This is a genomic window from Allobosea sp. 01N443 (assembly GCF_056399325.1).
The window spans coordinates 1-21,511 of the sequence record NZ_JBFTRC010000091.1; the positions used below are offsets into that span (position 1 = coordinate 1).

Below are 21,511 nucleotides of genomic sequence, written 5' to 3' on the forward strand. Positions count from 1 at the left end.
GCCTTGTCCTACCTGATCCCGCTCTTCCTGCTGTTCCAGATGACCGGGCTCGTCGGCAGCATCACGGCGCTGGTGATCACGCATCTCGTCATCACCATTCCGATCATCGTCTGGATCATGATCGGCTATTTCGAGAATGTGCCGATGGAACTGGAGGATGCGGCGCGCATCGACGGTGCGACGACCTGGCAGGCCTTTCGTCATGTCGCGCTGCCGCTGGCGCGGCCCGGCATCGTGGTCGGCGGCATCCTCGCCTTCATCTTCTCCTGGAACAACTTCATCTTCTCGGTCGTGCTCGGCGGCAAGAACAGCCGTACCTTGCCGTCTGCAGTCTACAACTCCCTGACCTTCGAGCAGATTTCCTGGGGGCCGCTCGCCGCTGCCGCGCTGCTGGTGACGCTGCCGGTGCTGCTGCTGACGGTGCTGGCTCAGCGTCAGATCGTCGCCGGATTGTCGGCCGGAGGGCTGAAGGATGGCTGAGCCGCACCTCGATTTCCGTGTCTTCCCGACCTTGCGTCAGTTTTGACTGCAAACTAACATGTCAGACATTCATATCTCAGGAAAGCTCCCTCCAATGGCTATCGACCCGAACCGCTTCGGCCTTTCCTGCGCCATCACGACGCCGATGCGGGAGGGCGGAGCCGTCGATCTGCCGCGCCTCGTCAAGCATGCGCGCCACGTGCTGGCCGAGGGCTGTGACTCCGTCACGCTGTTTGGCACGACGGGCGAGGGGGCGGCGCTTGGCCTGCCGGCGCGTACCGCGATGCTGGGCGCGCTGGTCGGTGCCGGCGTCGATCCTGGCACGCAAATCTATGCCGGCGTCGCCGCTGCCTCGCTGCATGAATCGATCGAGCAGGCCAAGGTCGCACTCGATATCGGCGCCAAGGGCCTGCTGGTCGCGCCGCCCTTCTATTTCAAGGGCGTCAGCGACGAGGGACTCTTTGTCTGGTTCTCGCAGTTCTTCGAGAAGCTGGGGCCGTCCGCCCGCAACACCATCCTCTACCACATCCCCTCGGTCACGGCGGTCGACATCAGCGTCGGGCTGGTCGAGCGGCTGAAGAAGGCGTTTCCGGGCATCGTCACCGGGGTGAAGGATTCCTCGGGCAGCTATGCGAATACCGAAGCCCTGCTCAAAGCTCACGGTGAGCTTGCCATCCTGGTCGGTGACGAACGGCTGCTCGCCCGCGCGGTGAGGGCCGGGGCTCAGGGCTCGATCTGCGGCGTCGCCAATCTGGTGCCGGGGCTGCTTCGGCCGATGGTTTATGAAGGGACGGAGAGCCCGGTGGTGAATGCGCTGGTCGACGAGGTCTGCAGCTATCCGGTCCTGCCGGCAGTCAAGGCCCTGGTCGGCCATCTGCATGGCGACAAGGGCTATAGCGCGATGCGCCCGCCGCTCGAGGCTTTGAGCGAGGCGCAGCGACAGCGCTTGTTCGCAGCCTTCGACACGATTACGCGGGCCAAGGCCGCCTGAGGAGCCACGAGAGGAACAGGAGCGCATGGGCGAGAACGATCAGGAGCGCGACGGCGAACCGCTGAAGCTGCGGGACAAGGCCTATGTCAGCTTCACCGAGCGGCTGCTGGCGCGAGAGATCAAGCCAGGTCAGTTCGTCACCCAGCGCGAGCTCGTGGCGATGACTGGCCTGCCGCTCGGCGCCATTCGCGAACTGATCCCGCGCCTCGAGGCGGAAGGTCTGATCAAGACCGTGCCGCAGCGCGGCATGCAGGTTGCCCATGTCGATCTCAACCTGATCCGCAATGCGTTCCAGTTCCGGCTCTTCCTCGAAAAGGAAGCGACTGCGCTCTACGCGAAAACGGCGACGGACGAAGAGATCGCCGAACAGCGTGAACGCCACGAAGCGATCATCCGGAGGGCCGCGGCGGGTGGCGACGAGACGCTGATCGAGGACGCCGAGGATGTCGACCGGCTGATGCACGAGGCGATCATCGATCACCTCGACAACGACATCGTCTCCAAGGCCTTCCGGGTCACCTGGCTGAAGATCAGGCTGATCCGCCAGTACGAGACGCGCATCCAGAACCACATCCTGGTTCCGGTGATGCAGGACCACCTGAAGATCATCGCGGCCATCGAGGCGCGCGACCCCGAACGGGCGGCAGCCGAGATGAGCGCGCATATCGGGAACGCCCGCAACCGGGCCATGAGCTACTGAAACATGAGCTACTGAAGCATGGGCTACTGAAGATCGCGATCGGAGAACGTGGTATTGGCCGGCGCCGCCAAAACGGACCGCGTCACGCTCTTCGCCGAGCGGCCGTCACTCGTTCTGCGATGTGCTGGAGATCATGACGCGCTATTCCTACGGGCCGATCAAGCGGGCGCGGATGTCGAGCCGATTGCGCTGCCGGTGAGCTCCGCTTCGCTTTCGTGGCCATCTCGCGCGATCATACCCTGTTTCCTACCGCGTCCGGCGCTGCTGGTCGCGATCACGCTCTGGCCGCCGCTTGACGACCCCGCTGCCAAACCTGGAGATGGGCAAATGGCAGCGCGGTTCGGAGGCAAACCTTGACGATTGCAAGACCGTCGCATGACGCGACCCAGAAGCTCATCACCTTCCTCTATTATCGCGATCTGCCGCAGGCGATGCGCTTCTACGAGGACGTGCTCGGGCTCGAACTTACGATCGATCAGGGCTGGTCGAAGATCTACCGCATCACCGAGGGGGGCTATGTCGGCCTCGTCGACGAGAGCCGGGGCAGTCATCGCGCCCACCCGGTCAAGCCGGTGCAGATCTGCATCCGCGTCGCTGATGTCGACGGCTGGCATGCCTATGTCGAGAGCGTCGGCGTCTCCGCGCTGAAGCCGCCGCGCAGCCATGAAGCACTCCGGATCCGGGCATTCGTGTTCGATGATCCGGAGGGCTATCAGATCGAGATGCAGTCGGCGCTCGTCTAAAGCATCGGCCCGAAACGTGGGCTGCGGTCCTCGGGAAAGCGGATGCAGGCACAGAAGGTCAGATCATCGGAGCCGGTACGGTATCCGGTCCGATGATCCAGGTGTCAGCTCGGGAAGGCTGCGACTGCGCAGCTCTGACCGCCATCGACGGGCAGGCAAACTCCGGTGATGAAGGCTGCTTCGTCCGAGGCCAGGAACACGGCGGCCGCAGCAATATCCCAGGCCGTGCCCATCTTGCCCATCGGTACGGCGGCGTTGCGGGCAGCGACCATCTCGTCGACCGAGGCATACTGACCCGAGATCTGCTTGTAGATCAGCGGCGTGTCGATCAGGCCCGGCATGATGCAGTTCGCCCGGATGTTCTGCCGGGCATATTGCATGGCGAGCGCCATCRTCGCCTGGTTCACCGCTGCCTTGGTGGCGTAATAGGCAAAGTAGGGGTAGCCGGTCCAGCGGATCGCGGCGAGCGAGGAGATGTTGACGATCGCGCCGCCGCCGCTCGCAAGCATCGCCGGGATGACCGCCTTGGCCGTGCGATAGACCGAGCCGAGATTCAGATCGAGCGCAGCCCGAAACTTCTCCTCGCTAAGTTCGACCGGTCCACCCATATGGGTCACGCCGACATTGTTGTGCAGAATCTGGATGCCGCCGAAGCGCGCCATGGTGGTCGCGACGGCGTCATCGACCGAGCCCTGCTTAGTCACATCGGCTGCGATCGCGAGCGCTTCGCCTCCCTCCTCGCTGATGATGGCCGCTGTCTCGTCGGCAGCAGCCTGGACGAGGTCGATGCAGATGACCCTGGCGCCCTCCCGCGCATAGGCGACCGCTGCGGCCTTGCCATTGCCCCAGCCCGGGCCTGAGGAGCCGGCACCGAAAACGATCGCGGTCTTGCCCTTCAGCCGGTCGGCCATGACGTGCTTCCTTCAGGTGGCGAGTGGTTCAAATGAAAGCCCGGCAGCGCTGTTGCACCGCCGGGCTTGAAAGATGAGTGGGCCGGCTCAGCTCAGGCTGCTGCCGACGGCCTTCTCGAGAATGGCCCAGGCCTCGTCGCCATACTTCTTCTTCCAGTCGGCATAGAAGCCGGCCTTGCGAAGCGCCTCGCGGAAGGGAGCTGCCTGGGTGTCGTTGATGACCATGCCCTTCGAGACGAGTTCGTCCTTGAGGCCGGCATTGAGCTTGGCGACATCGGCGCGCTCGAGCAGGGCTGCGTCGTCGAGGTTCTTGGCGACGATCTTGCGCAGATCCTCCGGCAGCTTCTCCCAGGCGCGACGGTTCGCCAGGAACCAGAAGCCGTCCCACATGTGGTTGGTCATGGAGAGGTACTTCTGCACCTCGAACAGCTTGGCAGTGGCGATGATCGCCAGCGGATTCTCCTGGCCATCGACCACCTTGGTCTGCAGGGCGGTGTAGACCTCGGCGAAGTTGWTGCTGGCCGGGGCCGACTGGAAGGCGGTGAACATCGAGGTCCAGAGCGGGCTGACCGGCACGCGGATCTTGAAGCCCTTGAGATCGTCGGGTGTGTTGATCGGGCCCTTCGAGCTCGTCATCTGCCGGAAGCCGTTGTCCCAGATCTTGTCCATGACGACGAGATTGGCCTTGCCGATCTGGCCGCGGACATAGGCGCCGAGTTCACCGTCCAAGGCCTTCCAGACCGCATCATAGTTCGGGAAGGCGAAGCCGATGCCGCTGAGCGAGGCGTTCGGAACCAGTGTCGAGAGGATCAGCGGCGAGAGCGTGAAGAACTCGACGCCGCCCGAACGGACCTGGCTCAGCATGTCGGTGTCGGAACCGAGCTGATTGTTCGGGAAGATCTGGATGACGACCCGGCCCTTGGTGTCCTGCTTGATCTTCTCCGCTGCCTCGTTGGCGCGGATATTCATCGGGTGCGCGACGGGCAGGTTGTTGGCGTATTTGTAGGTGAATTCAGCGGTCTGCGCCTCGGCCCTGCCGATATGGAAGGAGCCGATGGTGGCGGCAGCGGCGGTGCCCTGCAGCAGAGTGCGGCGTGAGATGGTCATGAGCGTTTCTCTCCCTGTCGATGTTGCTTTCACGCCGCCGCTGGTTTGCTTCGCGACGACGGGATCTCGGTTATCCTAAATTCTCGCGTTCCGGACCGCAGCCCTGCAACCCTCACTGCGATGGTGGCGACCATGCCGGAGCATCAGAGCACCCAGGTCGACAGGCCGGGCACGACTGCAATGACGACAAGGCCGATCAGCAGCGCGACGAGATAGGGCCAGATCGCGCCCATCGCCTCATCCGGCGAGACATTGCCGATCTTGCAGGCGATGTAGAAGCCGATTCCGATCGGGGGGGTCATCAGGCCGATATTCATCGCCGTGACCACCACCATCGAATAGTGCACATCGTTGATGCCGAGATTCTTGGCGATCGGGAACATCAGCGGCGCCATCAACACGATCGCGGGCAGGCCTTCGAGCACGCAGCCCAGAACCAGGAAGACGACGATCGTCACTGCCATGAAGGTCAGCCAGCCGCCCGGCAGGCCGGCCATGAAAGTGGCGAGGTCGCGCGCGAAGCCGGTCTGGGTCAGGGCCCAGGCCATGGCGAGCGCGGTGCCGAGGATCATCAGGATCGCGCCCGAGAGCGCCGCCGTCTCGACCAGCATCGCGTAGCATTTGCGCAGGCCGATGCCGCCATAGAGGATGATGCCAATGACGAAGGCGTAGAGCACCGCAATGGTCGAGACCTCGGTCGCGGTGGCAATGCCTCCGCCGACCACGCCGCGGATCAGGAAGGGCAGGACGAGAGCCGGACCCGCGACCAGAGCGGTCCGCCCGATCACGGCCATGGGCGCGCGCCGCACGCCCTTCATGTCTTCGCCGATGGCTTTCCAGCGTGCCAGCAGCGCCAGTGCGACGAGGAGCACCATGGCGATGCCGAAGCCGGCATTGAACAAACCGGCGATCGAGACGCCCGCGACCGAGCCGAGCACGATCAGGACGATGCTCGGGGGCACCGTGTCGGCCATGGCCGCGCCGGTCGAGAGCAGGGCGATGAGCTCCTTGGGCTGGTAGCCGCGGCGCTTCATCTCGGGAAAGAGCGCGGGCGCCACCGTTGCCATGTCGGAGACTTTCGAGCCCGAAATGCCCGAGACCAGGAAGAGTGAGCCGAGCAGCACATAGGACATGCCGGCGCGGACATGGCCGAGCATCGAGGCGAGGAAGTCGACAATCGCCTTGCCCATGCCGGTCGCATCGAGAATGCAGCCGAGCAGCACGAAGATCGGCACGGAGAGCAGGATGATGCTCGACATGCCCTCGTCCATGCGTCCGATCATCACGATCATCGGGACATTGGTGCTGAAGGCGAGGAAGGCGAGCGTACCCATACCGAAGCAGAAGGCGATCGGCACGCCGGCAGCGAGGCAGAGTGCCACCGTGACGACGAGGAAGATCAGGATGTTGGTGTAGCCGAGACCCTTGAAGACCGGCATCAACCCCCAGCAGGCGGCGGCGAGCCCGGCCACGAGCGCGACGGCGACGATCAGGTCCGGCAGCCTCGCGGTGCGGATGGCATGGCGAACCGTCAGCACGAACATCATGGTGATGCCGCATGCGATGGCCGACACGCGCCAGCTGTTTGGAATGTTGAGCGCGGCCGAGGTGACGTAGGATTCCTCGATTGTGTAGTCGATCGCCGGGTGGATCATGGCCGCGAGGAAGGCGGCAACCACGACCAGGGCCAGCGTCTGCACGAACTGGCTCATGCGCTCAGGCATCATGCCGATGAAGAGCGTCAGCTTGAGATGCTCGTTGCGATCGATCGCGATCGCAGAGCCGAGCATGGCGAGCCAGAGGAAAGAGATCGAGGCGGCTTCGTCGATCCAGACAATCGGCAGGGAGAAAACATAGCGCGTGGTGACGCCGAGCAGCAGCAGCCCGACGATCAGGAGCAGCAGTGCGGCGCTGATCATCTCGATCGGCCGCATGATCGCCGAGCCAGTGCGGATTGCATCCGTATCCAGCGGGTTCTCTGAAGGAACAATGCTCTCGCTGAGCTGTGCCATGCCCGGGCTCAAGCCTGCGTCCGCACGGCAACGCCGGAGCGTGCGCATGTCGGAACGGAACCGCAGCGGATATCCGCTTCAGTCATGGCGTTGGCCTCCGGCCAGCCGGAATCCCGTGACAACATCTGCCCTTCCTCCCGCGCGCCGATCTTGTGAACGTTCTTGAGGCCCGGCGCGGTCCATACTGTGGATGAATGATCCAGCGGACGTGGCCAAGAATACACGAGCAGGCCTGCGTTGCAATCTATCTGAGCCCGAACTAGGCTGCTGAAAACAACCAAAGGGTCCATATTATGGACTGTCTCTGAGGCCGCAGGATGGAACATTTCGTTGCATCAGCCGGTGATCTCTCGGGTTCGCAGAGTGTCGATCGGGCCTTGCGGCTCCTGGCTTTGATCGGTCGTGAGCCCGCGGGCGGGTTGCCGCTGAGCGATATCGTCATCGAAAGCGGGCTCAACAAGCCGACGGCGCGGCGGCTGCTGCTCGCCCTGATGCGCGCGGGACTCGTCGAGCAGGAGGCTGTGTCGCGGCATTACTGCCTCGGCGAGGAGGCTTTCGTGCTGGGCGTGCTGGCCGCGCGCCGGCACGGGCTGCTCGAACTGGCCATGGAGAGCCTGAGGCGCCTGTCGGAGATCACCATGGATACGAGCTTTCTCTCGATCCGGCGCGAGAATTACTCGGTCTGCCTGCATCGGGAGGAAGGAACCTATCCGGTCCGGACCCACGCGCTGCAGACTGGCCAGCAGCACCCGCTCGGGGTCGGCGCCGGCTCGCTGGCCATGCTGGCAGCGCTGCCGGACGGCGAGGTAGAGCGGGTCATGGCGGCGAACGAGAAAGCGCTGCTGACGCAGTATCCCGGTTTTCCGCCTGACGAGATCCGCGCCGATCTGGCGTTGGCCCGCGAGCGTGGTTTTTCGCTCAATCCCGGCCGGCTGGTGGCCAGTTCCTGGGGCGTCGGCATCGCCTTCCGCTATCCGGACGGCCGCGTCGCCGGCGCACTCAGCCTGGCGGCGATCGACAGCCGCATGGTTCCCGCGCGCCAGGTCGAGTTGGCGCGCCATCTTTCGACCGAGGCCGAGAGGATGGAGCGCCTGCTCGCGCAGATGTTCGTCCGCAAGACATCCCAAGGCGGCAGCCCGCAGCAGGGAGCACGCCCAATTACAAAATCGAGGAGCGTCTGACGTGACCGAAGCCCTTGCCAGCCAGGCCGCCCCGCGCGGCGGCGTCGCACCCGTGACGCGCCGCGTGATGAACCTTGCCCATATCGTCACCCAGAATGCGCGCCGCTTCGGCCAGCGCCCTGGCTTCATCTGGGGGGACAGGCAGTGGAAATGGGCCGAGATCGATGCGCAGGTTTCGGCGCTGGCCGCGGCGCTGGCGACGCGAGGCATCGGCAAGGGGGACCGCATCCTGGTTCATTCGAAGAACTGCGAGGCGATGTTCTTCTCGATGTTCGCGGCCTTTCGGCTTGGTGCCGTCTGGGTGCCGACCAATTTCAGGCTGCTGCCGGACGAGGTCGCCTATCTCGCGACGGCGTCCGGTGCGAAGGCCTTCCTGTGCCATGGCGATTTTCCGGAGCATGCTGCGGCGGTCGCCACTGCTGAACCCGCGTTGGGCTTTACCTGGCGTATCGGGGCAGGAGCTTTTGGCGAGGCCGAGGTCGGCGAGATGATCGCGCGCCATGCTGGTGCAAGCGTTGCGAATGCCGCGGTCGAGCGTGATGATCCCTGCTGGTTCTTCTTTACCTCGGGGACCACGGGGCGCTCGAAGGCCGCGGTGCTCACCCATGGCCAGATGGGTTTCGTCGTCACCAATCATCTCTGCGACCTGATGCCGGGAACGACGGAGTCGGATGCATCGCTCGTGGTCGCGCCTCTCTCGCATGGCGCGGGCGTGCACCAGCTCGTCATCTCGGCGCGCGGCGCGCCGACGATCCTGCTGCCGTCGGAGCGTTTCGACGTCGACGAGGCCTATCGCCTGATCGCGCGCCACCGCATCACCAATATCTTCACCGTGCCGACGATCCTGAAGATGCTGGTCGAGCATCCGGCCGTCGACACGCATGACCACTCCTCGCTGCGCTATGTCATCTATGCCGGCGCGCCTATGTATCGCGAGGATCAGAAGGCGGCGCTTGCCAAGCTGGGCAAGGTGATCGTGCAGTATTTCGGGCTCGGTGAGGTCACCGGCAATATCACGGTGCTGCCGCCAGCCCTGCATGATCCCGAGGATGGCCCGAATGCGCGTATCGGGACCTGCGGCTTCGAGCGCACGGGAATGCAGGTCCAGATCCAGGATGATGAGGGGCGTGAGGTCGCGGCAGGGGAGCAGGGCGAAATCTGCGTCGTCGGCCCGGCCGTGTTCGCGGGCTACTACGACAACCCCGAGGCCAATGCGAAATCGTTCCGCGACGGCTGGTTCCGTACGGGTGACCTCGGTCACATGGACGAACAGGGCTTTATCTACATTACCGGGCGCGCGTCCGATATGTACATTTCCGGCGGCTCGAACATCTACCCGCGCGAGATCGAGGAGAAGATCCTGACCCATCCGGCAATCGCGGAGGTGGCCGTGGTCGGCGTGCCCGATCCGGTCTGGGGCGAGATCGGTATCGCCGTCTGCGTCGCATGTTCGGGGGCGCAGGCCAGCGAGGCCGAACTCGCCGAGTTCCTCTCGACCAAGATCGCCCGCTACAAGATGCCGAAGCGCTTCCTGTTCTGGGAGGCGCTGCCGAAGTCGGGTTACGGCAAGGTGCCGAAGCGGCTGGTCAAGGACGAGCTTGAAGCGCGCGGCGAACTCGCCCGGATGCGGGGCGAAAGGTGATGCGGCAGATCATCCAGCCCGGTCCCGCTGCGCCTGAGCGCATTCAATGGATCGAAGCGCATGGCCGACGCTTCAGGATGTCTCTCGCGGCCGGGCTTCCGCTTCTGGAAGCGGTGCGCCGCGGCTTTGCGGCAATGGGCTTCACCAGTGGCGTGGTCACGGTCGATGGGCTCGTCCTAGGACCCTTCGCCTATGTGATGCCGGCGCTGTCGAAGACACCGGAGCATGCCGCCTTCTATAGCGACACGTTTCGGCCTGCCGGCGTGACGCGCGTCGAGACGGGGGCGATGACCTTCGGTATGCGTGATGGAGCGCCCTTCTTCCACTGCCACGCGCTCTGGACGGAAGCGGACGGCAAGGTCAGCGGCGGTCATATCCTGCCGGACGACACCGTGCTCGCGGAAACGGTCACCGTACCGGCGCTGGGCCTCGATGGCGCCGGTTTTGCCGCCGCGCCCGATCCGGAGACGAATTTCAAGCTGTTTGGCCCGGTCGCAGTGCCATTCTCCGGCGCTTCGCGCGAAGGGCGTTATTTCGCCCTGCGTGTGGGCCCGAATGTCGATTTCACCACGGCGCTGGAAGAGTTCTGTGCCGAACGCGGCATCCGGCGTGCCGTCATCCATGGCGGCGTCGGCAGCACCATCGGCGCGCATTTCGAGGATGGCCGGATCGTCGAGAATTTCGCGACCGAAGTCGCGATTCAGGCCGGGGTCATCGAACCCGCGCAGGGGCGACTTGCCGCAGAGATCGATGTGGCGCTGGTCGATTTCACCGGTGCGATGGCGCAGGGCCGTCTGAGACGTGGCGACAATCCGGTGTTGATGACCTTCGAGCTGGTACTCGAGGCCTTGTAGGCGCCCAGAGAGGCAGTCCCACCGAAGCCTTCGGTCGGCACCGAAGTGTTTCCAGGTGTCAGCGCGTATTCGCAGGCGCAGTCTCCCGCCCACCCAGCAAGGGCGGGAGCCAGCCATGAACATAGCTTCGATCAACACAGYGCGCGCCATCGCCGCGGGCGAGGTCATGCGGTTGACGGAAACGGCCGAGACGCCCGGCTTGCTGGTCCGGCGTGCGGCTGGGGCCGGGCCGAGCGTCGTCTACGTTCATGGCGCGACCTTTCCGTCGGCCTTTCTGTTGCATACCGCTTCGACGGGCGTTCCTGGATGGACGACCTGCAGGAGCGCGGCTTCGATGTCTGGAGCTTTGATCTCGCGGGCTATGGCGGCTCGGACAGGCCCGCGAGCTTCCTTGCCCAGGCGCCTGACAATGCGCCATCCGGGCGCGCGCCAGAGGCCGCAAAACAGCTGGCGCGGGTGATCGAGCACGTGCTGGACCTAACCGGACGGGCCCGAGTGTCGCTCATCGCGCATTCCTGGGGCAGCATCGTCGCCGGGCTCCTTGCCTCGCTGCATCCGGAGCGTGTCGAGCGACTGGTCCTGTTCGGGCCCATCGCGCAACGCAAGACCCCAGGCCTCCTTGCGCCGGAGAGCATCGGGGCGTGGCGTCTCGTCTCGGTTGCCGACCAGCTCGCGCGCTTCATCGAGGACGTCCCGCATGGCCACTCCCCGGTCCTGATCGAACCCACGCTCGCAGACTGGGGTCCAGCCTATCTCGCCAGCGATGCGCAAGCCGCAAGCAGAAGGCCTGAACCGGCGGTCAAGATTCCCTCCGGGCCTCGCGCCGATATCGCCTCGGCCTGGTTGGGGCGGCTCGGCTACGACCCGTCTCGCATCACGGCGCCGACCCTGATCGTGCGCGGCGCCTGGGACAGCCTGTGCAGGGAAAGCGATGCGCAATGGATGCGCGGGCGGCTTGGCACGAGCGAAACCCGAGATGTCGTCATTCCCGAGGGCACGCATCTGATGCATCTCGAGCATGCGCGCTCCGGGCTCTTCGAGGCGACGGGGGCCTTCCTCATGAAGAGAGGCTCATGAAGATTTGGCTTTGAATCGCCTCCGCCTGGCTATTCGCCGCCCCGCTTCCTTGCGATCTCCTGGTCCCGCAGATCCTTGCGCCTGATCTTGCCGGTCGGCGTCATCGGCAATTCCGTCACGAACTCGATCTCGCGCGGATACTGGTAGGCGGCGAGGCGCGATTTGACGAAGTCCTGGATCTCGGCGGCGAGCGCCGCCGAGGCGGTGATCTCCGGTTTCGGCAGGACAAAAGCTTTGACCACCTCCGTCCGCAGCGGGTCCGGACTGCCGACCACGGCAACCATCAGCACGGCGGGGTGGCGGATGATGCAATCCTCGATATCGCCGGGGCCAATGCGATAGGAGCCGCTGGAAATGATGTCGTCATCACGGCCCTGGAACCAGAAATAGCCGTCTTCGTCGCAGGCGCCGGTATCGCCGGTGACGAGCCAGTCGCCGAGGAATTTCGCCGTTGTCGCCTCGGGTTGGCGCCAGTATTCCAGCATCATCACGGGGTCAGGTCGCGCGACCGCAATCAGCCCCTGCTCTCCAGCAGGCAGGACCGCGCCCTCTGGCGAGATCACCGCGACGCGATGGCCGGGAACGGCGCGCCCCATCGAGCCAGGCTTGACCGGGAACAGACTGGCGCAGTTGGAGACGATCAGATTGGCTTCGGTCTGGCCGTAGAATTCGTTGACCTCGAAGCCGAAGGTTTCCTTGCTCCAGGCTAGCATATCGGCGCCGAGTGTTTCGCCGCCGGTGCCGATCGAGCGCATCGCATAGGCGAAGCGCTCTCTTGGATTGTGAACCTGCCGCATCAGCTTCAGCGCTGTCGGTGGCAGGAAGGCGTTGCGGATGCTGTGGCGCGCCATCAGGTCGAAGGCTGCCTCGGGATCGAATTTGCGGGCACGCGAGGCCAGCACCGGAACGCCGAAATAGAGGCTCGGCAGCAGAACATCGAGCAATCCGCCGGCCCAGGCCCAGTCCGCCGGCGTCCAGAACAGGTCGCCGGCCTGCGGGAAGAATTCCTGCGGCAATTGCACGCCGGGTAGATGGCCGAGCAGCACACGGTGGGCATGCAGCGCGCCCTTGGGCTTTCCCGTGGTGCCGGAGGTGTAGATGATCAGCGCCGGATCGTCGGGCGTGGTGTCGAGAGGCGTGAAACTGTCGGACGCCTTGTTCAACTCGCTCCAGAAGTCGAGGTGGCCTGCGCCGTCGATCAGGACGATCCGCCTGAGTTCCGGCAGGCTCCCGCGGATCGCCTCGACCTTGGCAATGTTCTCGCCATCGGTGATCAGCGTGCAGGCGCCGCTATGCTGCAGCCGGTGTTCAAGCGCATCCGGTCCGAACTGGGTGAAGAGCGGCAGGGCGATCGCACCCATCTTGTAGATGGCGAGATGGGCCATCGCCGTTTCCGGGCGTTGCGGCAGCAGGATGCCGACGCGCTCACCCGGTTTGACGCCATGGGCACGCAGCATATTGGCGAGCCGGTTCGTGTCGAGCTTGAGCGCGTCGAAACTCATCGTCGCGACGCCGTGCCCCTGGTCTTCATAGATCAGCGCCGGCTTGCCACTGCCGTCCGCGTGGCGGTCGCAGGCTGCGACGCCGATATTGAACCGCTCGGGGATCTGCCAGGCGAACCGCTCAAAGGTCTCGCGATAGCTGGGGCGCCGTTCCAACATCAGCCTTGATCCCCAGTGCGGCGCTTCATCAGCAGCTTGAGATGGCCGGTCTGGATGTGCTCGCCGCGCTGGTTGTGCACCTCGAGGCGCAGGGTGACGATGCCGCGGTCCGGCTTGCGGCTGGGTGTCTTTTCGACGGCTGTGACGACGGCATGGACCGTGTCGCCGACCTTCACCGGCCCGGTAAATGTCCAGTGCAGATCGAGCAGGCCCATGGTGGTGGCATCGATCAGGTTCTGCTGCGACATCAGGCCGATCGCCATGGCGAGCGTCAGGGGGCCGTGGGCGATGCGCTCGCCGAAGGGCGTGCCTGCGCAATACTCGCTGTCGACATGCAGCGGGTTGAAATCGCCGGAAAGGCCGGCGAACAGCGTGATGTCACCCTCGCCGACGGTACGCCCGCGGGTCRTGACGCTGCTGTCGAGGTCAAAGTCCTCGAAATGGAGCCCCATCCGTTCCTCCCGGCTTTTGCTCATTCTAGCGTGCTGGCGCGGGTTGCTGGCAAGGCCGAAGCAGAGCTCATTTGCTCACCGTGGTATTGCACTGTTGGCGACACTCGGTTCTCACTTGCATCGACATCGAGGGGGACGCTCGCTCGGTTCCCGACACCTGGCCTGAGGACGAAACGCCGTGAGCACACCGATCTGGATCGAAGCCGCGATCAACGGCCCCTGGGGCAGGGAGCGTCAGCCCGGCATTCCGATCAGCATCCCCGAGATTGTTGCCGACGGCATTGCGGCGGTCGAGGCCGGGGCGGCCATTGTCCATCTTCATGTCTACGACCTCGTGACCGGCCGCCAGCGCGACGACTGGGAACTCTATGCGCAGGCGATCGAGGGCATCCGCACCAAGGTCGATGCCATCGTCTATCCGACCATCCCGATCGTCGGCTCCGGCTATGCCGGCGATATCGTCGGTTCCGGCCGTTACTGGCATCTGGAGGAGCTGGCGAAGCGCGGCCTGGTCGAGTGGGGCGTGCTCGATCCCGGGTCCTGCAACTGGACGACCTTTGCCGGCATCCCACAAGGCGAGGCAGGCTTCATCTACCAGAACCCCGGCGAGCATATTCGCGAGGGCATGGAGGTGGCGCAGCGCCATAAGGTCCATCCGAGCTATGCCATTTACGAGCCAGGCTTCACACGCCTGGGAGCTGCGCTGGCCAAGGCCTATCCCGGCATGCCGATGCCGATCTACCGGCTGATGTTCTCGGACGCCTTTGCCTGGGGCTTCCCGCCGAAGTCCTATGCGCTCGAGGCCCATCTTGCGCTGCTTGCCGAGGTTGCGCCGCAGGCGCCCGTGATGATCGCGGGGCTGGGCGTGGAACTTGGCAACCTGATCCCGCACGCGGTTGCCCGCGGTGTGCATGTTCGTGCCGGACTGGAAGACGCGCCCTTCGGCGAGACACGGAACAATGCCGCGCTGATCGCGGAAGCTGTCAAACGGGTCGAAGCCGCCGGTGGACGGGTTGTCGGTGCGGCGGATGTCAGGGCCGACCTCGCGGCGCGGGTTGGATAGAAACCAGCGAATCTGGACGGGAGGTGACTGCTGGTCAATCCAGGTTCAAGTGGTGCTGGCCACCTGCGCGGAACGGAGTTTGCAAACGTCGCATTGAGGAAGCTGGGCTCCTCTGGACGGCATCGATGCCGCAGTTGAAGAGCAACGTGTACTGCCCGAAAGGAGGGACGCCATGACCAATCCTGGCGCCAGGACGAGAACGGACTCCGCTTCGAGGATCGTCCAAGCGTCTCCACAAGCCATCTACCGCGCCTTCGTTGACCCCAAGTCGTTGGCGTCCTGGAACCCGCCACGCGGCATGACGGGCGAGATCCTCGCATTCGAACCGCGGGTCAGCGGACGCTATCGCATGGTCCTGACCTATGAGGCATCGCAGCATTCAGGGGCCGGCAAGACCTCGGAGAACACCGACATCGTTCAGGGTCGTTTTCTGGAGCTGATTCCGGACGAGCGGATCGTACAGTCGGTTGAGTTCGTGTCGGAGGATCCGTCTTTCGCGGGTACGATGACGATGTCATGGAGCCTCGCTCCGGTCGGGAGCGGCACAGAGGTCACCATCCTCTGCGAGAACGTGCCCGCGGGCATCCGGCAGGAGGACCACGATGTGGGTTTGAGGTCGACGCTGGCGAACCTTGCGGCCTTCCTCGAGTGAAGGGCGCCGGGCGCGCACGGTACCGTGCTGCGCCGACGGGGCATGATGTAGCATTGGTTCTGCCGTGATCGTGCCCTACATCCTGGGCGCGACCCTGCAGCCAATCCTGTGAGCGACATGTCCGAACGCGACAGCGAAGCCAATCGTTTCTCCGCCCGCGCAGCCCGTTACGCCCGCGTCGGGGCGAATGTCGGTGGGGTCGCGGCACGCATTGCCGGGACGCGGCTGCTCGGACTGGAAGGCCGCAATCTCAGCAATGCCGAGGCGCTGGCCAAGGCGCTGGGTGGGCTGAAGGGGCCGATCATGAAGGTGGCGCAGCTCGTCGCCACCATTCCCGACGTCGTGCCGCCGGAATACGCCGCCGAGCTGCAGAAGCTGCAATCGCAGGCGCCGCCGATGGGGCCGGCCTTCGTCAAGCGCCGCATGATGGCGGAGCTCGGGCCGCAATGGCGCATGCGCTTCGCCGAGTTCGACCTGAAGCCTGCGGCGGCAGCGTCGCTCGGCCAGGTGCACCGGGCGACGACGCATGATGGCGTGCCGGTCGCCTGCAAACTGCAATATCCGGATATGGAATCAGCGGTCGAGGCCGATATCGCCCAGCTCGACATCCTGTTTGCGCTGCATCGACGCATGGATCCGGTGATCGACACCACAGAGATCGCCAAGGAGATCGGCGCGCGGGTGCGAGAGGAACTCGACTACGTCCGCGAGGCGAAACATATCGCGCTTTACCGCGCGATGCTGGCCGAGACGTCGGACGTGCGCGTGCCGACGCTGGAAGCCGGGCTGTCGACCCGCCGGCTCTTGACCATGCACTGGCTCGAGGGTGACCGAATCCTCGACCATAAGCAGGACGGGCAGGAGTCCCGCGATCGGATCTCGACCGCGATGTTCCGTGCCTGGTGGCGCCCCTTCAGCCATCACGGCGTCATTCACGGCGACCCGCATCTCGGAAACTACACGGTGTTCTCGGAGGATGGTGCGCCACAAGGCATCAACCTGCTCGATTATGGCTGCATCCGGATCTTCCCCCCCTCCTTCGTCGGCGGGGTGGTCGATCTCTATCGCGGCCTCCTGGAGAATGACCAGGCGCGCGTGATCCACGCCTATGAGACCTGGGGCTTCAAGGGGCTGACCAAGGAGTTGGTCGACACCCTCAACATCTGGGCGCGTTTCATCTACGGGCCGTTGCTGGAGGACAGGGCCCGGCGCATCGCCGAAGATGTCAGCCCGGCGGAGTATGGCCGCAAGCAGGCCTTCCAGGTGCATCAGGCGCTGAAGAAGCGCGGGCCGGTGACCGTGCCGCGTGAATTCGTCTTCATGGACCGCGCCGCGATCGGCCTCGGCGGCGTCTTCCTGCATCTCGATGCCGAGCTGAATTTCCATCGCCTGTTCGAGCAGGAAATCGAGAATTTCTCGACCGAGCATGTGGCTGACGTTCAGGCGAAGGCACTCGATCGCGCCGGATTGGCCGCTGCGCATTGACGGGGATGTTCGTTCCGGCATCCCCGCTGTTACCAGGGCTTTGCAGAGCAAGCGGTTTCACTGCCTGAAATGCCCCTGAAACAGGCGGCGATGGCGTGTTGACGCGTTGCCAGACCCTTCGCTGGTGCGCTACACGGCAATGAGACCTTTTTATGCGGGAACAGTTTTTATGGCCCACCACGGACACAGCGCAGCCGATGCTCCGCAGATGGATTATCCGGAACACGAGCGGACCTATCGCGGCTTCGTCCACATGGCCGAAGTTACCACTGCAGCCTGCCTTGCCATCGTCGCGGCGCTCGCCGTGGGCGGAACCAAGCATGCCTGGGGTACTGCGGTCGTCGGAACGCTCCTGACCCTCGTCGCCACAGGCGTCGGCATTGCCGCTCCCTCGCTGTCCTGGCGTGCACCGGCGGTTCCGCTGGTTCTGATGCTGCTCGCGCTCCTCCTGATGTAACGCCGGAAAGGCCCCGCCTGCCATGCGCATTGCTGTCCCAGCCGAAACGCAAGGGACGGAAACCCGCGTCGCCGTGACGCCGGAAACCGTCCGCAAGTTCATTGGCCTCGGGGCCGATGTCGCAGTGGAGAAGGGAGCGGGGCTCGCTTCCGGTATTACCGACGCGGACTACCAGGCTGCCGGCGCGACCACCGCCAAGAACGCCAAGGAGGCGCTGAAGGGCGCCGATATCGTTCTCAAGGTGCGCCGCCCGGCCGAGAGCGAACTCGCCGGCCTGCCGGCGGGCGCGCTCGTCGTCGGCATCATGGATCCTTACGGTAACGAGGCCGCAGTCGAAGGCCTTGCGAAGGCCAATGTCGCTGCTTTCGCCATGGAATTCATGCCGCGCATCACCCGTGCGCAGGTGATGGACGTCCTGTCCTCTCAGGCCAATCTCGCCGGCTATCGGGCCGTGATCGACGGCGCCGCCGAGTATGGCCGGGCTCTCCCGATGATGATGACGGCGGCAGGCACGGTTCCCGCGGCGAAGATCTTCATCATGGGCGTCGGCGTCGCCGGCCTGCAGGCAATCGCGACTGCGCGGCGTCTGGGCGCCATCGTCACCGCGACCGACGTGCGCCCCGCCACGAAGGAACAGGTCGAGTCGCTCGGTGCGAAATTCCTCGCCGTCGAGGACGAGGAGTTCAAGCAGGCGCAGACCGCCGGCGGCTACGCCAAGGAAATGTCCGCGGAATACCAGGCAAAGCAGGCCGAGCTCACCGCCGGCCACATCGCCAAGCAGGACATCGTCATCACGACCGCGCTGATCCCGGGCCGCCCGGCGCCGAAGCTGATCACCGCCGCGATGGTCGAAAGCATGAAGGCGGGTTCGGTGATCATCGATCTCGCCGTCGAGCGCGGCGGCAATTGCGAGCTCGCCAAGCCGGGCGAGATCGTGACCACGCCGAATGGCGTCAAGATCGTGGGCCATCTGAATGTGCCCGGGCGTCTGCCTGCGACATCCTCCAGCCTCTACGCCAAGAATCTCTTCGCCTTCGTCGAAACGCTGATCGACAAGGGCGAGAAGAAGCTCGCGGTGAACTGGGACGACGAGCTGGTGAAGGCGACTGCGCTGACCCGGGACGGCGCGGTGGTTCATCCGAATTTCGCGCCGAAGGCCTGAAGCATCGCTAGGGGGAGTGTCCGACCATGGCTAATCCGACACCTGAACAAGCGCTCGAGCAGGCCCGCTCGGCGGCTGCCCTCGCGAAACAGGCTGCAGAACTGGCGGAGCGCTATGCCGAGCAGGCTGCGGCCGCCGCCGGTGCCGCTACCGGCGTGGACCCGACGGTCTATCGGCTTGCGATCTTCGTGCTCGCGGTCTTCGTCGGCTACTATGTCGTCTGGTCGGTGACGCCGGCACTGCACACGCCGCTGATGTCGGTGACCAACGCGATCTCCTCCGTCATCGTCGTCGGCGCGCTGCTCGCCGTTGGCGTGAATGCGGCGCCTGCTCTGGGCGATGGTCCGATCTGGGCCAAGATTTTTGGCTTCGTCGCGCTGGTCCTGGCGTCCGTGAACATCTTTGGCGGCTTCCTCGTCACCGAGCGCATGCTCTCGATGTACAAGAAGAAGGGCTGAGCGCACATGGCCGCTAATCTCTCCGCCCTTCTCTACGTCGTCTCCGGCGTCCTGTTCATCATGGCCCTGCGAGGCCTGTCGCATCCGACAACCTCGCGTCAGGGCAATCTCTACGGCATGGTGGGCATGGGCATCGCCATTGCCACCACCGTGATCTTCTATCCGCCTTCCGGCTTCTCCGGCTGGTTCCTGGTCGTTCTCGGCATCGCTATCGGCGGCGGCATCGGCGCCTACATGGCCCGGCGCGTGCAGATGACCCAGATGCCGCAGCTCGTCGCCTTCTTCCACTCGCTGGTTGGTCTGGCGGCAGTGCTGGTCGCGGCAGCGGCGCTCTACGCGCCGGAGGCCTTCGGCATCGGTCAGGTCGGCAAGATCAAGGGCGCAAGCCTGTTCGAGATGGCGCTGGGCTGCGCCATCGGCGCGATCACCTTCACGGGCTCGATCATCGCCTTCCTGAAACTCGACGGGCGGATGAGCGGCAAACCGATCATGCTGCCGCAGCGCCATGGCATCAATATCGGCCTTGGCATCGCGGTCATCGTGCTGCTGCTGTTCTTCCTGAAGACCGAGAGCCACGTCGCCTTCTGGCTGATCGTGCTCCTCGCCTTCGCGCTCGGCGTGCTGCTGATCGTACCGATCGGTGGCGCGGACATGCCGGTCGTGGTCTCCATGCTCAACTCCTATTCGGGCTGGGCGGCTGCGGGCATCGGTTTCACGCTCGGCAACATGGCGCTGATCATCACCGGTGCGCTGGTCGGCTCTTCCGGTGCGATCCTGTCCTACATCATGTGCAAGGGCATGAACCGGAGCTTCATCTCGGTCATCCTCGGTGGCTTCGGCGGCGAGACCGCTGGCCCTGCCGGTGGCGCCACAGAGGCTCGCCCGGTGAAGCAGGGCTCGGCCGACGATGCGGCCTTCATCATGAAGAATGCCGGCAAGGTCATCATCGTGCCGGGCTACGGCATGGCGGTGGCGCAAGCCCAGCATGCGCTGCGCGAGATGGCCGACGCGCTGAAGAAGGAAGGCGTCGAGGTCAAGTACGCCATCCACCCGGTCGCTGGCCGTATGCCCGGCCACATGAACGTGCTGCTCGCCGAAGCGAACGTGCCCTATGACGAGGTTTTCGAACTCGAGGATATCAACTCCGAGTTCGGCCAGGCGGATGTGGCCTTCGTCATCGGAGCCAATGACGTCACCAACCCTTCGGCCAAGACCGATCCGCAGTCGCCGATCTACGGCATGCCGATCCTTGATGTCGAAAAGGCCAAGACCGTGCTCTTCATCAAGCGCGGCATGGGCTCGGGATATGCCGGCGTCGAGAACGAGTTGTTCTTCATGCCCAACACGATGATGCTGTTCGGGGACGCCAAGAAGGTCACCGACGAGATCGTCAAGGCAATGGCGCACTGAGCCGCCGGACCCACGGCAAGTTGCGAGGGGCCGGCGTCTCGCTGGCCCTTTTCTTTTGGAGTTTCAAACGGTGGGCATCACGATCAGACCGATGGCGGAGGCGGACCGTCCCGCCGTGCTGGCGCTGCTGCTGGAGCTGACCGCCCATGAGGCGGGCCTGAGTCCGGCGCGCGGGACCGGGCCGGAGGTGGCCGCCGCCTGCCTGGCAGATGATCGTGAGAAGGCGGACGAGACCGGGGGTGTGCTGATGGTCGCCGAGAGCGATGGCCGCGTCGTCGGCTATCTCGCGCTGCAGCTTGCCCGGACCGGCCCGTTCGTACACGAGCACCTGCGCGATCACGTCTATATCGAGAATATCGTCGTTGGCGCCGCGGAGCGTGGGACCGGCATCGGTCAGATCCTGCTGGCGGAAGCCGAGCGCTTTGCGCGGGCGACGGGGCGCAAGGTCCTCCATCTCGGTGTGCTGGAGGGCAATGACCTCGCGCTCAGGGCTTATCGCCGCGCAGGCTTCGAGACGGCCTCCGTGGACATGATGAAGGTGCTGGAATGAGCGTGGCCGTGCCGCCGCGGTGATCGGGGACCATGATCGGCATGAAGCTCATTCGCCTTCTCGCGCTCGCTGGGCTTGTCCTCTATCTGACCTTTCTGGCGCTGCTCTATGTCGAGCAGCGCGAGCTTTTGTATCCGCGCGACCCGACACGTGCAGACATCGCTGCGGCCAATCTGCCAGGTGTCGAGGAGACGACGCTAACTGCTGCCGATGGCGAGCGGCTGATCGCCTGGGTGGTGCCGCCGCGCGAGGGCAAGCCGGTGCTGCTGTTCTTCCACGGCAATGCCGGCAATTTCGCGAGATCCGCCCGCCAGGCGCGCTTCCGTGGCCTGACCGAGGACGGGACCGGGCTCTTCGCCGTGAATTATCGCGGCTATGGCGGGTCGAGCGGCGCGCCGTCGGAAGAGGGGCTGCTGCTCGATGCGCGTGCGGCCTATGACGCTGCCGTCTCACGCTTTGGCGC

General features: G+C 64.8%; 22 protein-coding genes. 17 read left to right on the forward strand and 5 right to left on the reverse strand.

What is annotated here, in order from left to right; translation table 11 throughout:
• The 4 genes from AC1DRP_RS21265 to AC1DRP_RS21280 form a co-directional block, all read left to right on the forward strand.
• The coding region (locus AC1DRP_RS21265) for a carbohydrate ABC transporter permease (RefSeq protein ID WP_476769463.1) at nt 1–480 on the forward strand (480 nt) is incomplete at its 5' end.
• 94 nt (nt 481–574) lie between these two features.
• The gene (locus tag AC1DRP_RS21270) at nt 575–1,471 is read left to right on the forward strand and encodes a dihydrodipicolinate synthase family protein (RefSeq protein ID WP_441506970.1); all 897 of its coding nucleotides are present in this window, start codon (nt 575–577) and stop codon (nt 1,469–1,471) included.
• Between the two features lie 25 nt (nt 1,472–1,496).
• The gene (locus AC1DRP_RS21275) at nt 1,497–2,171 is read left to right on the forward strand and encodes a GntR family transcriptional regulator (RefSeq protein ID WP_476769464.1); all 675 of its coding nucleotides are present in this window, start codon (nt 1,497–1,499) and stop codon (nt 2,169–2,171) included.
• 353 nt (nt 2,172–2,524) lie between these two features.
• On the forward strand, nt 2,525–2,914 hold the full coding sequence (locus tag AC1DRP_RS21280) for a VOC family protein (RefSeq protein WP_441488169.1): 390 nt from the start codon (nt 2,525–2,527) through the stop codon (nt 2,912–2,914).
• Between the two features lie 104 nt (nt 2,915–3,018).
• Here the strand turns inward: AC1DRP_RS21280 and AC1DRP_RS21285 are convergent, their stop codons facing one another.
• The 3 genes from AC1DRP_RS21285 to AC1DRP_RS21295 form a co-directional block, all read right to left on the reverse strand.
• Nucleotides 3,019–3,825: an SDR family NAD(P)-dependent oxidoreductase gene (locus AC1DRP_RS21285; RefSeq protein WP_476769465.1), complete on the reverse strand. Its 807-nt coding sequence runs from the start codon at nt 3,823–3,825 to the stop codon at nt 3,019–3,021.
• A gap of 87 nt (nt 3,826–3,912) precedes the next feature.
• Nucleotides 3,913–4,932 (reverse strand): TRAP transporter substrate-binding protein, encoded by a 1,020-nt coding sequence (locus AC1DRP_RS21290; protein WP_476769466.1) that lies wholly within the window; start codon nt 4,930–4,932, stop codon nt 3,913–3,915.
• 143 nt (nt 4,933–5,075) lie between these two features.
• A complete protein-coding gene (locus AC1DRP_RS21295; RefSeq protein WP_441488172.1) occupies nt 5,076–6,944 on the reverse strand; it encodes a TRAP transporter large permease in 1,869 nt (622 codons plus the stop codon).
• Between the two features lie 317 nt (nt 6,945–7,261).
• On the opposite strand from AC1DRP_RS21295, the gene AC1DRP_RS21300 reads away from it, so the two are divergent.
• From AC1DRP_RS21300 to AC1DRP_RS21315, 4 genes are all read left to right on the forward strand, one after another.
• On the forward strand, nt 7,262–8,125 hold the full coding sequence (locus AC1DRP_RS21300) for an IclR family transcriptional regulator (RefSeq protein ID WP_441506974.1): 864 nt from the start codon (nt 7,262–7,264) through the stop codon (nt 8,123–8,125).
• 1 nt (nt 8,126) lies between these two features.
• Nucleotides 8,127–9,767, forward strand: coding sequence for an acyl-CoA synthetase (locus AC1DRP_RS21305; protein WP_441488174.1), 1,641 nt, complete (start codon nt 8,127–8,129; stop codon nt 9,765–9,767).
• Nucleotides 9,767–10,621 carry a PCC domain-containing protein gene (locus AC1DRP_RS21310; protein ID WP_441488175.1) on the forward strand — a complete coding sequence of 285 codons (855 nt, stop codon included), beginning with the start codon at nt 9,767–9,769 and terminating at the stop codon, nt 10,619–10,621. Before AC1DRP_RS21305 ends, AC1DRP_RS21310 begins: the two co-directional genes overlap by 1 nt.
• A gap of 306 nt (nt 10,622–10,927) precedes the next feature.
• Complete coding sequence (locus AC1DRP_RS21315) at nt 10,928–11,698, forward strand: alpha/beta fold hydrolase (RefSeq protein ID WP_476769467.1); 771 nt, start codon at nt 10,928–10,930, stop codon at nt 11,696–11,698.
• Nucleotides 11,699–11,727: 29 nt separating this feature from the next.
• Here AC1DRP_RS21315 and AC1DRP_RS21320 read toward each other — a convergent pair whose 3' ends face one another.
• Together AC1DRP_RS21320 and AC1DRP_RS21325 are read right to left on the reverse strand one after the other, a co-directional pair.
• Nucleotides 11,728–13,359 (reverse strand): acyl-CoA synthetase, encoded by a 1,632-nt coding sequence (locus AC1DRP_RS21320; protein WP_441488177.1) that lies wholly within the window; start codon nt 13,357–13,359, stop codon nt 11,728–11,730.
• A complete protein-coding gene (locus AC1DRP_RS21325) occupies nt 13,359–13,835 on the reverse strand; it encodes a MaoC/PaaZ C-terminal domain-containing protein (protein ID WP_476769468.1) in 477 nt (158 codons plus the stop codon). Before AC1DRP_RS21325 ends, AC1DRP_RS21320 begins: the two co-directional genes overlap by 1 nt.
• Nucleotides 13,836–13,989: 154 nt before the next feature.
• Between AC1DRP_RS21325 and AC1DRP_RS21330 the strand changes: the two genes are divergently transcribed.
• The 9 genes from AC1DRP_RS21330 to AC1DRP_RS21370 form a co-directional block, all read left to right on the forward strand.
• Nucleotides 13,990–14,874 (forward strand): beta-keto acid cleavage family enzyme, encoded by an 885-nt coding sequence (locus AC1DRP_RS21330; protein WP_441488179.1) that lies wholly within the window; start codon nt 13,990–13,992, stop codon nt 14,872–14,874.
• A gap of 172 nt (nt 14,875–15,046) precedes the next feature.
• Nucleotides 15,047–15,526 (forward strand): SRPBCC family protein, encoded by a 480-nt coding sequence (locus AC1DRP_RS21335; protein WP_476769469.1) that lies wholly within the window; start codon nt 15,047–15,049, stop codon nt 15,524–15,526.
• A 117-nt stretch (nt 15,527–15,643) separates the two neighbouring features.
• Complete coding sequence (locus tag AC1DRP_RS21340; RefSeq protein WP_441506980.1) at nt 15,644–17,011, forward strand: ABC1 kinase family protein; 1,368 nt, start codon at nt 15,644–15,646, stop codon at nt 17,009–17,011.
• A gap of 169 nt (nt 17,012–17,180) precedes the next feature.
• Entirely contained in the window at nt 17,181–17,468 is a 288-nt protein-coding gene (locus AC1DRP_RS21345; protein WP_069879375.1) for an aa3-type cytochrome c oxidase subunit IV, read from the forward strand.
• 22 nt (nt 17,469–17,490) lie between these two features.
• Nucleotides 17,491–18,630: a Re/Si-specific NAD(P)(+) transhydrogenase subunit alpha gene (locus tag AC1DRP_RS21350; RefSeq protein WP_441506981.1), complete on the forward strand. Its 1,140-nt coding sequence runs from the start codon at nt 17,491–17,493 to the stop codon at nt 18,628–18,630.
• A gap of 26 nt (nt 18,631–18,656) precedes the next feature.
• Nucleotides 18,657–19,088 (forward strand): NAD(P) transhydrogenase subunit alpha part 2, encoded by a 432-nt coding sequence (locus AC1DRP_RS21355; RefSeq protein ID WP_069879377.1) that lies wholly within the window; start codon nt 18,657–18,659, stop codon nt 19,086–19,088.
• A 6-nt stretch (nt 19,089–19,094) separates the two neighbouring features.
• Nucleotides 19,095–20,498, forward strand: coding sequence for an NAD(P)(+) transhydrogenase (Re/Si-specific) subunit beta (locus AC1DRP_RS21360; protein WP_441488183.1), 1,404 nt, complete (start codon nt 19,095–19,097; stop codon nt 20,496–20,498).
• A gap of 70 nt (nt 20,499–20,568) precedes the next feature.
• The gene (locus tag AC1DRP_RS21365) at nt 20,569–21,048 is read left to right on the forward strand and encodes an N-acetyltransferase family protein (protein WP_476769470.1); all 480 of its coding nucleotides are present in this window, start codon (nt 20,569–20,571) and stop codon (nt 21,046–21,048) included.
• Between the two features lie 41 nt (nt 21,049–21,089).
• The coding region (locus AC1DRP_RS21370; RefSeq protein ID WP_476769471.1) for an alpha/beta hydrolase at nt 21,090–21,511 on the forward strand (422 nt) is incomplete at its 3' end.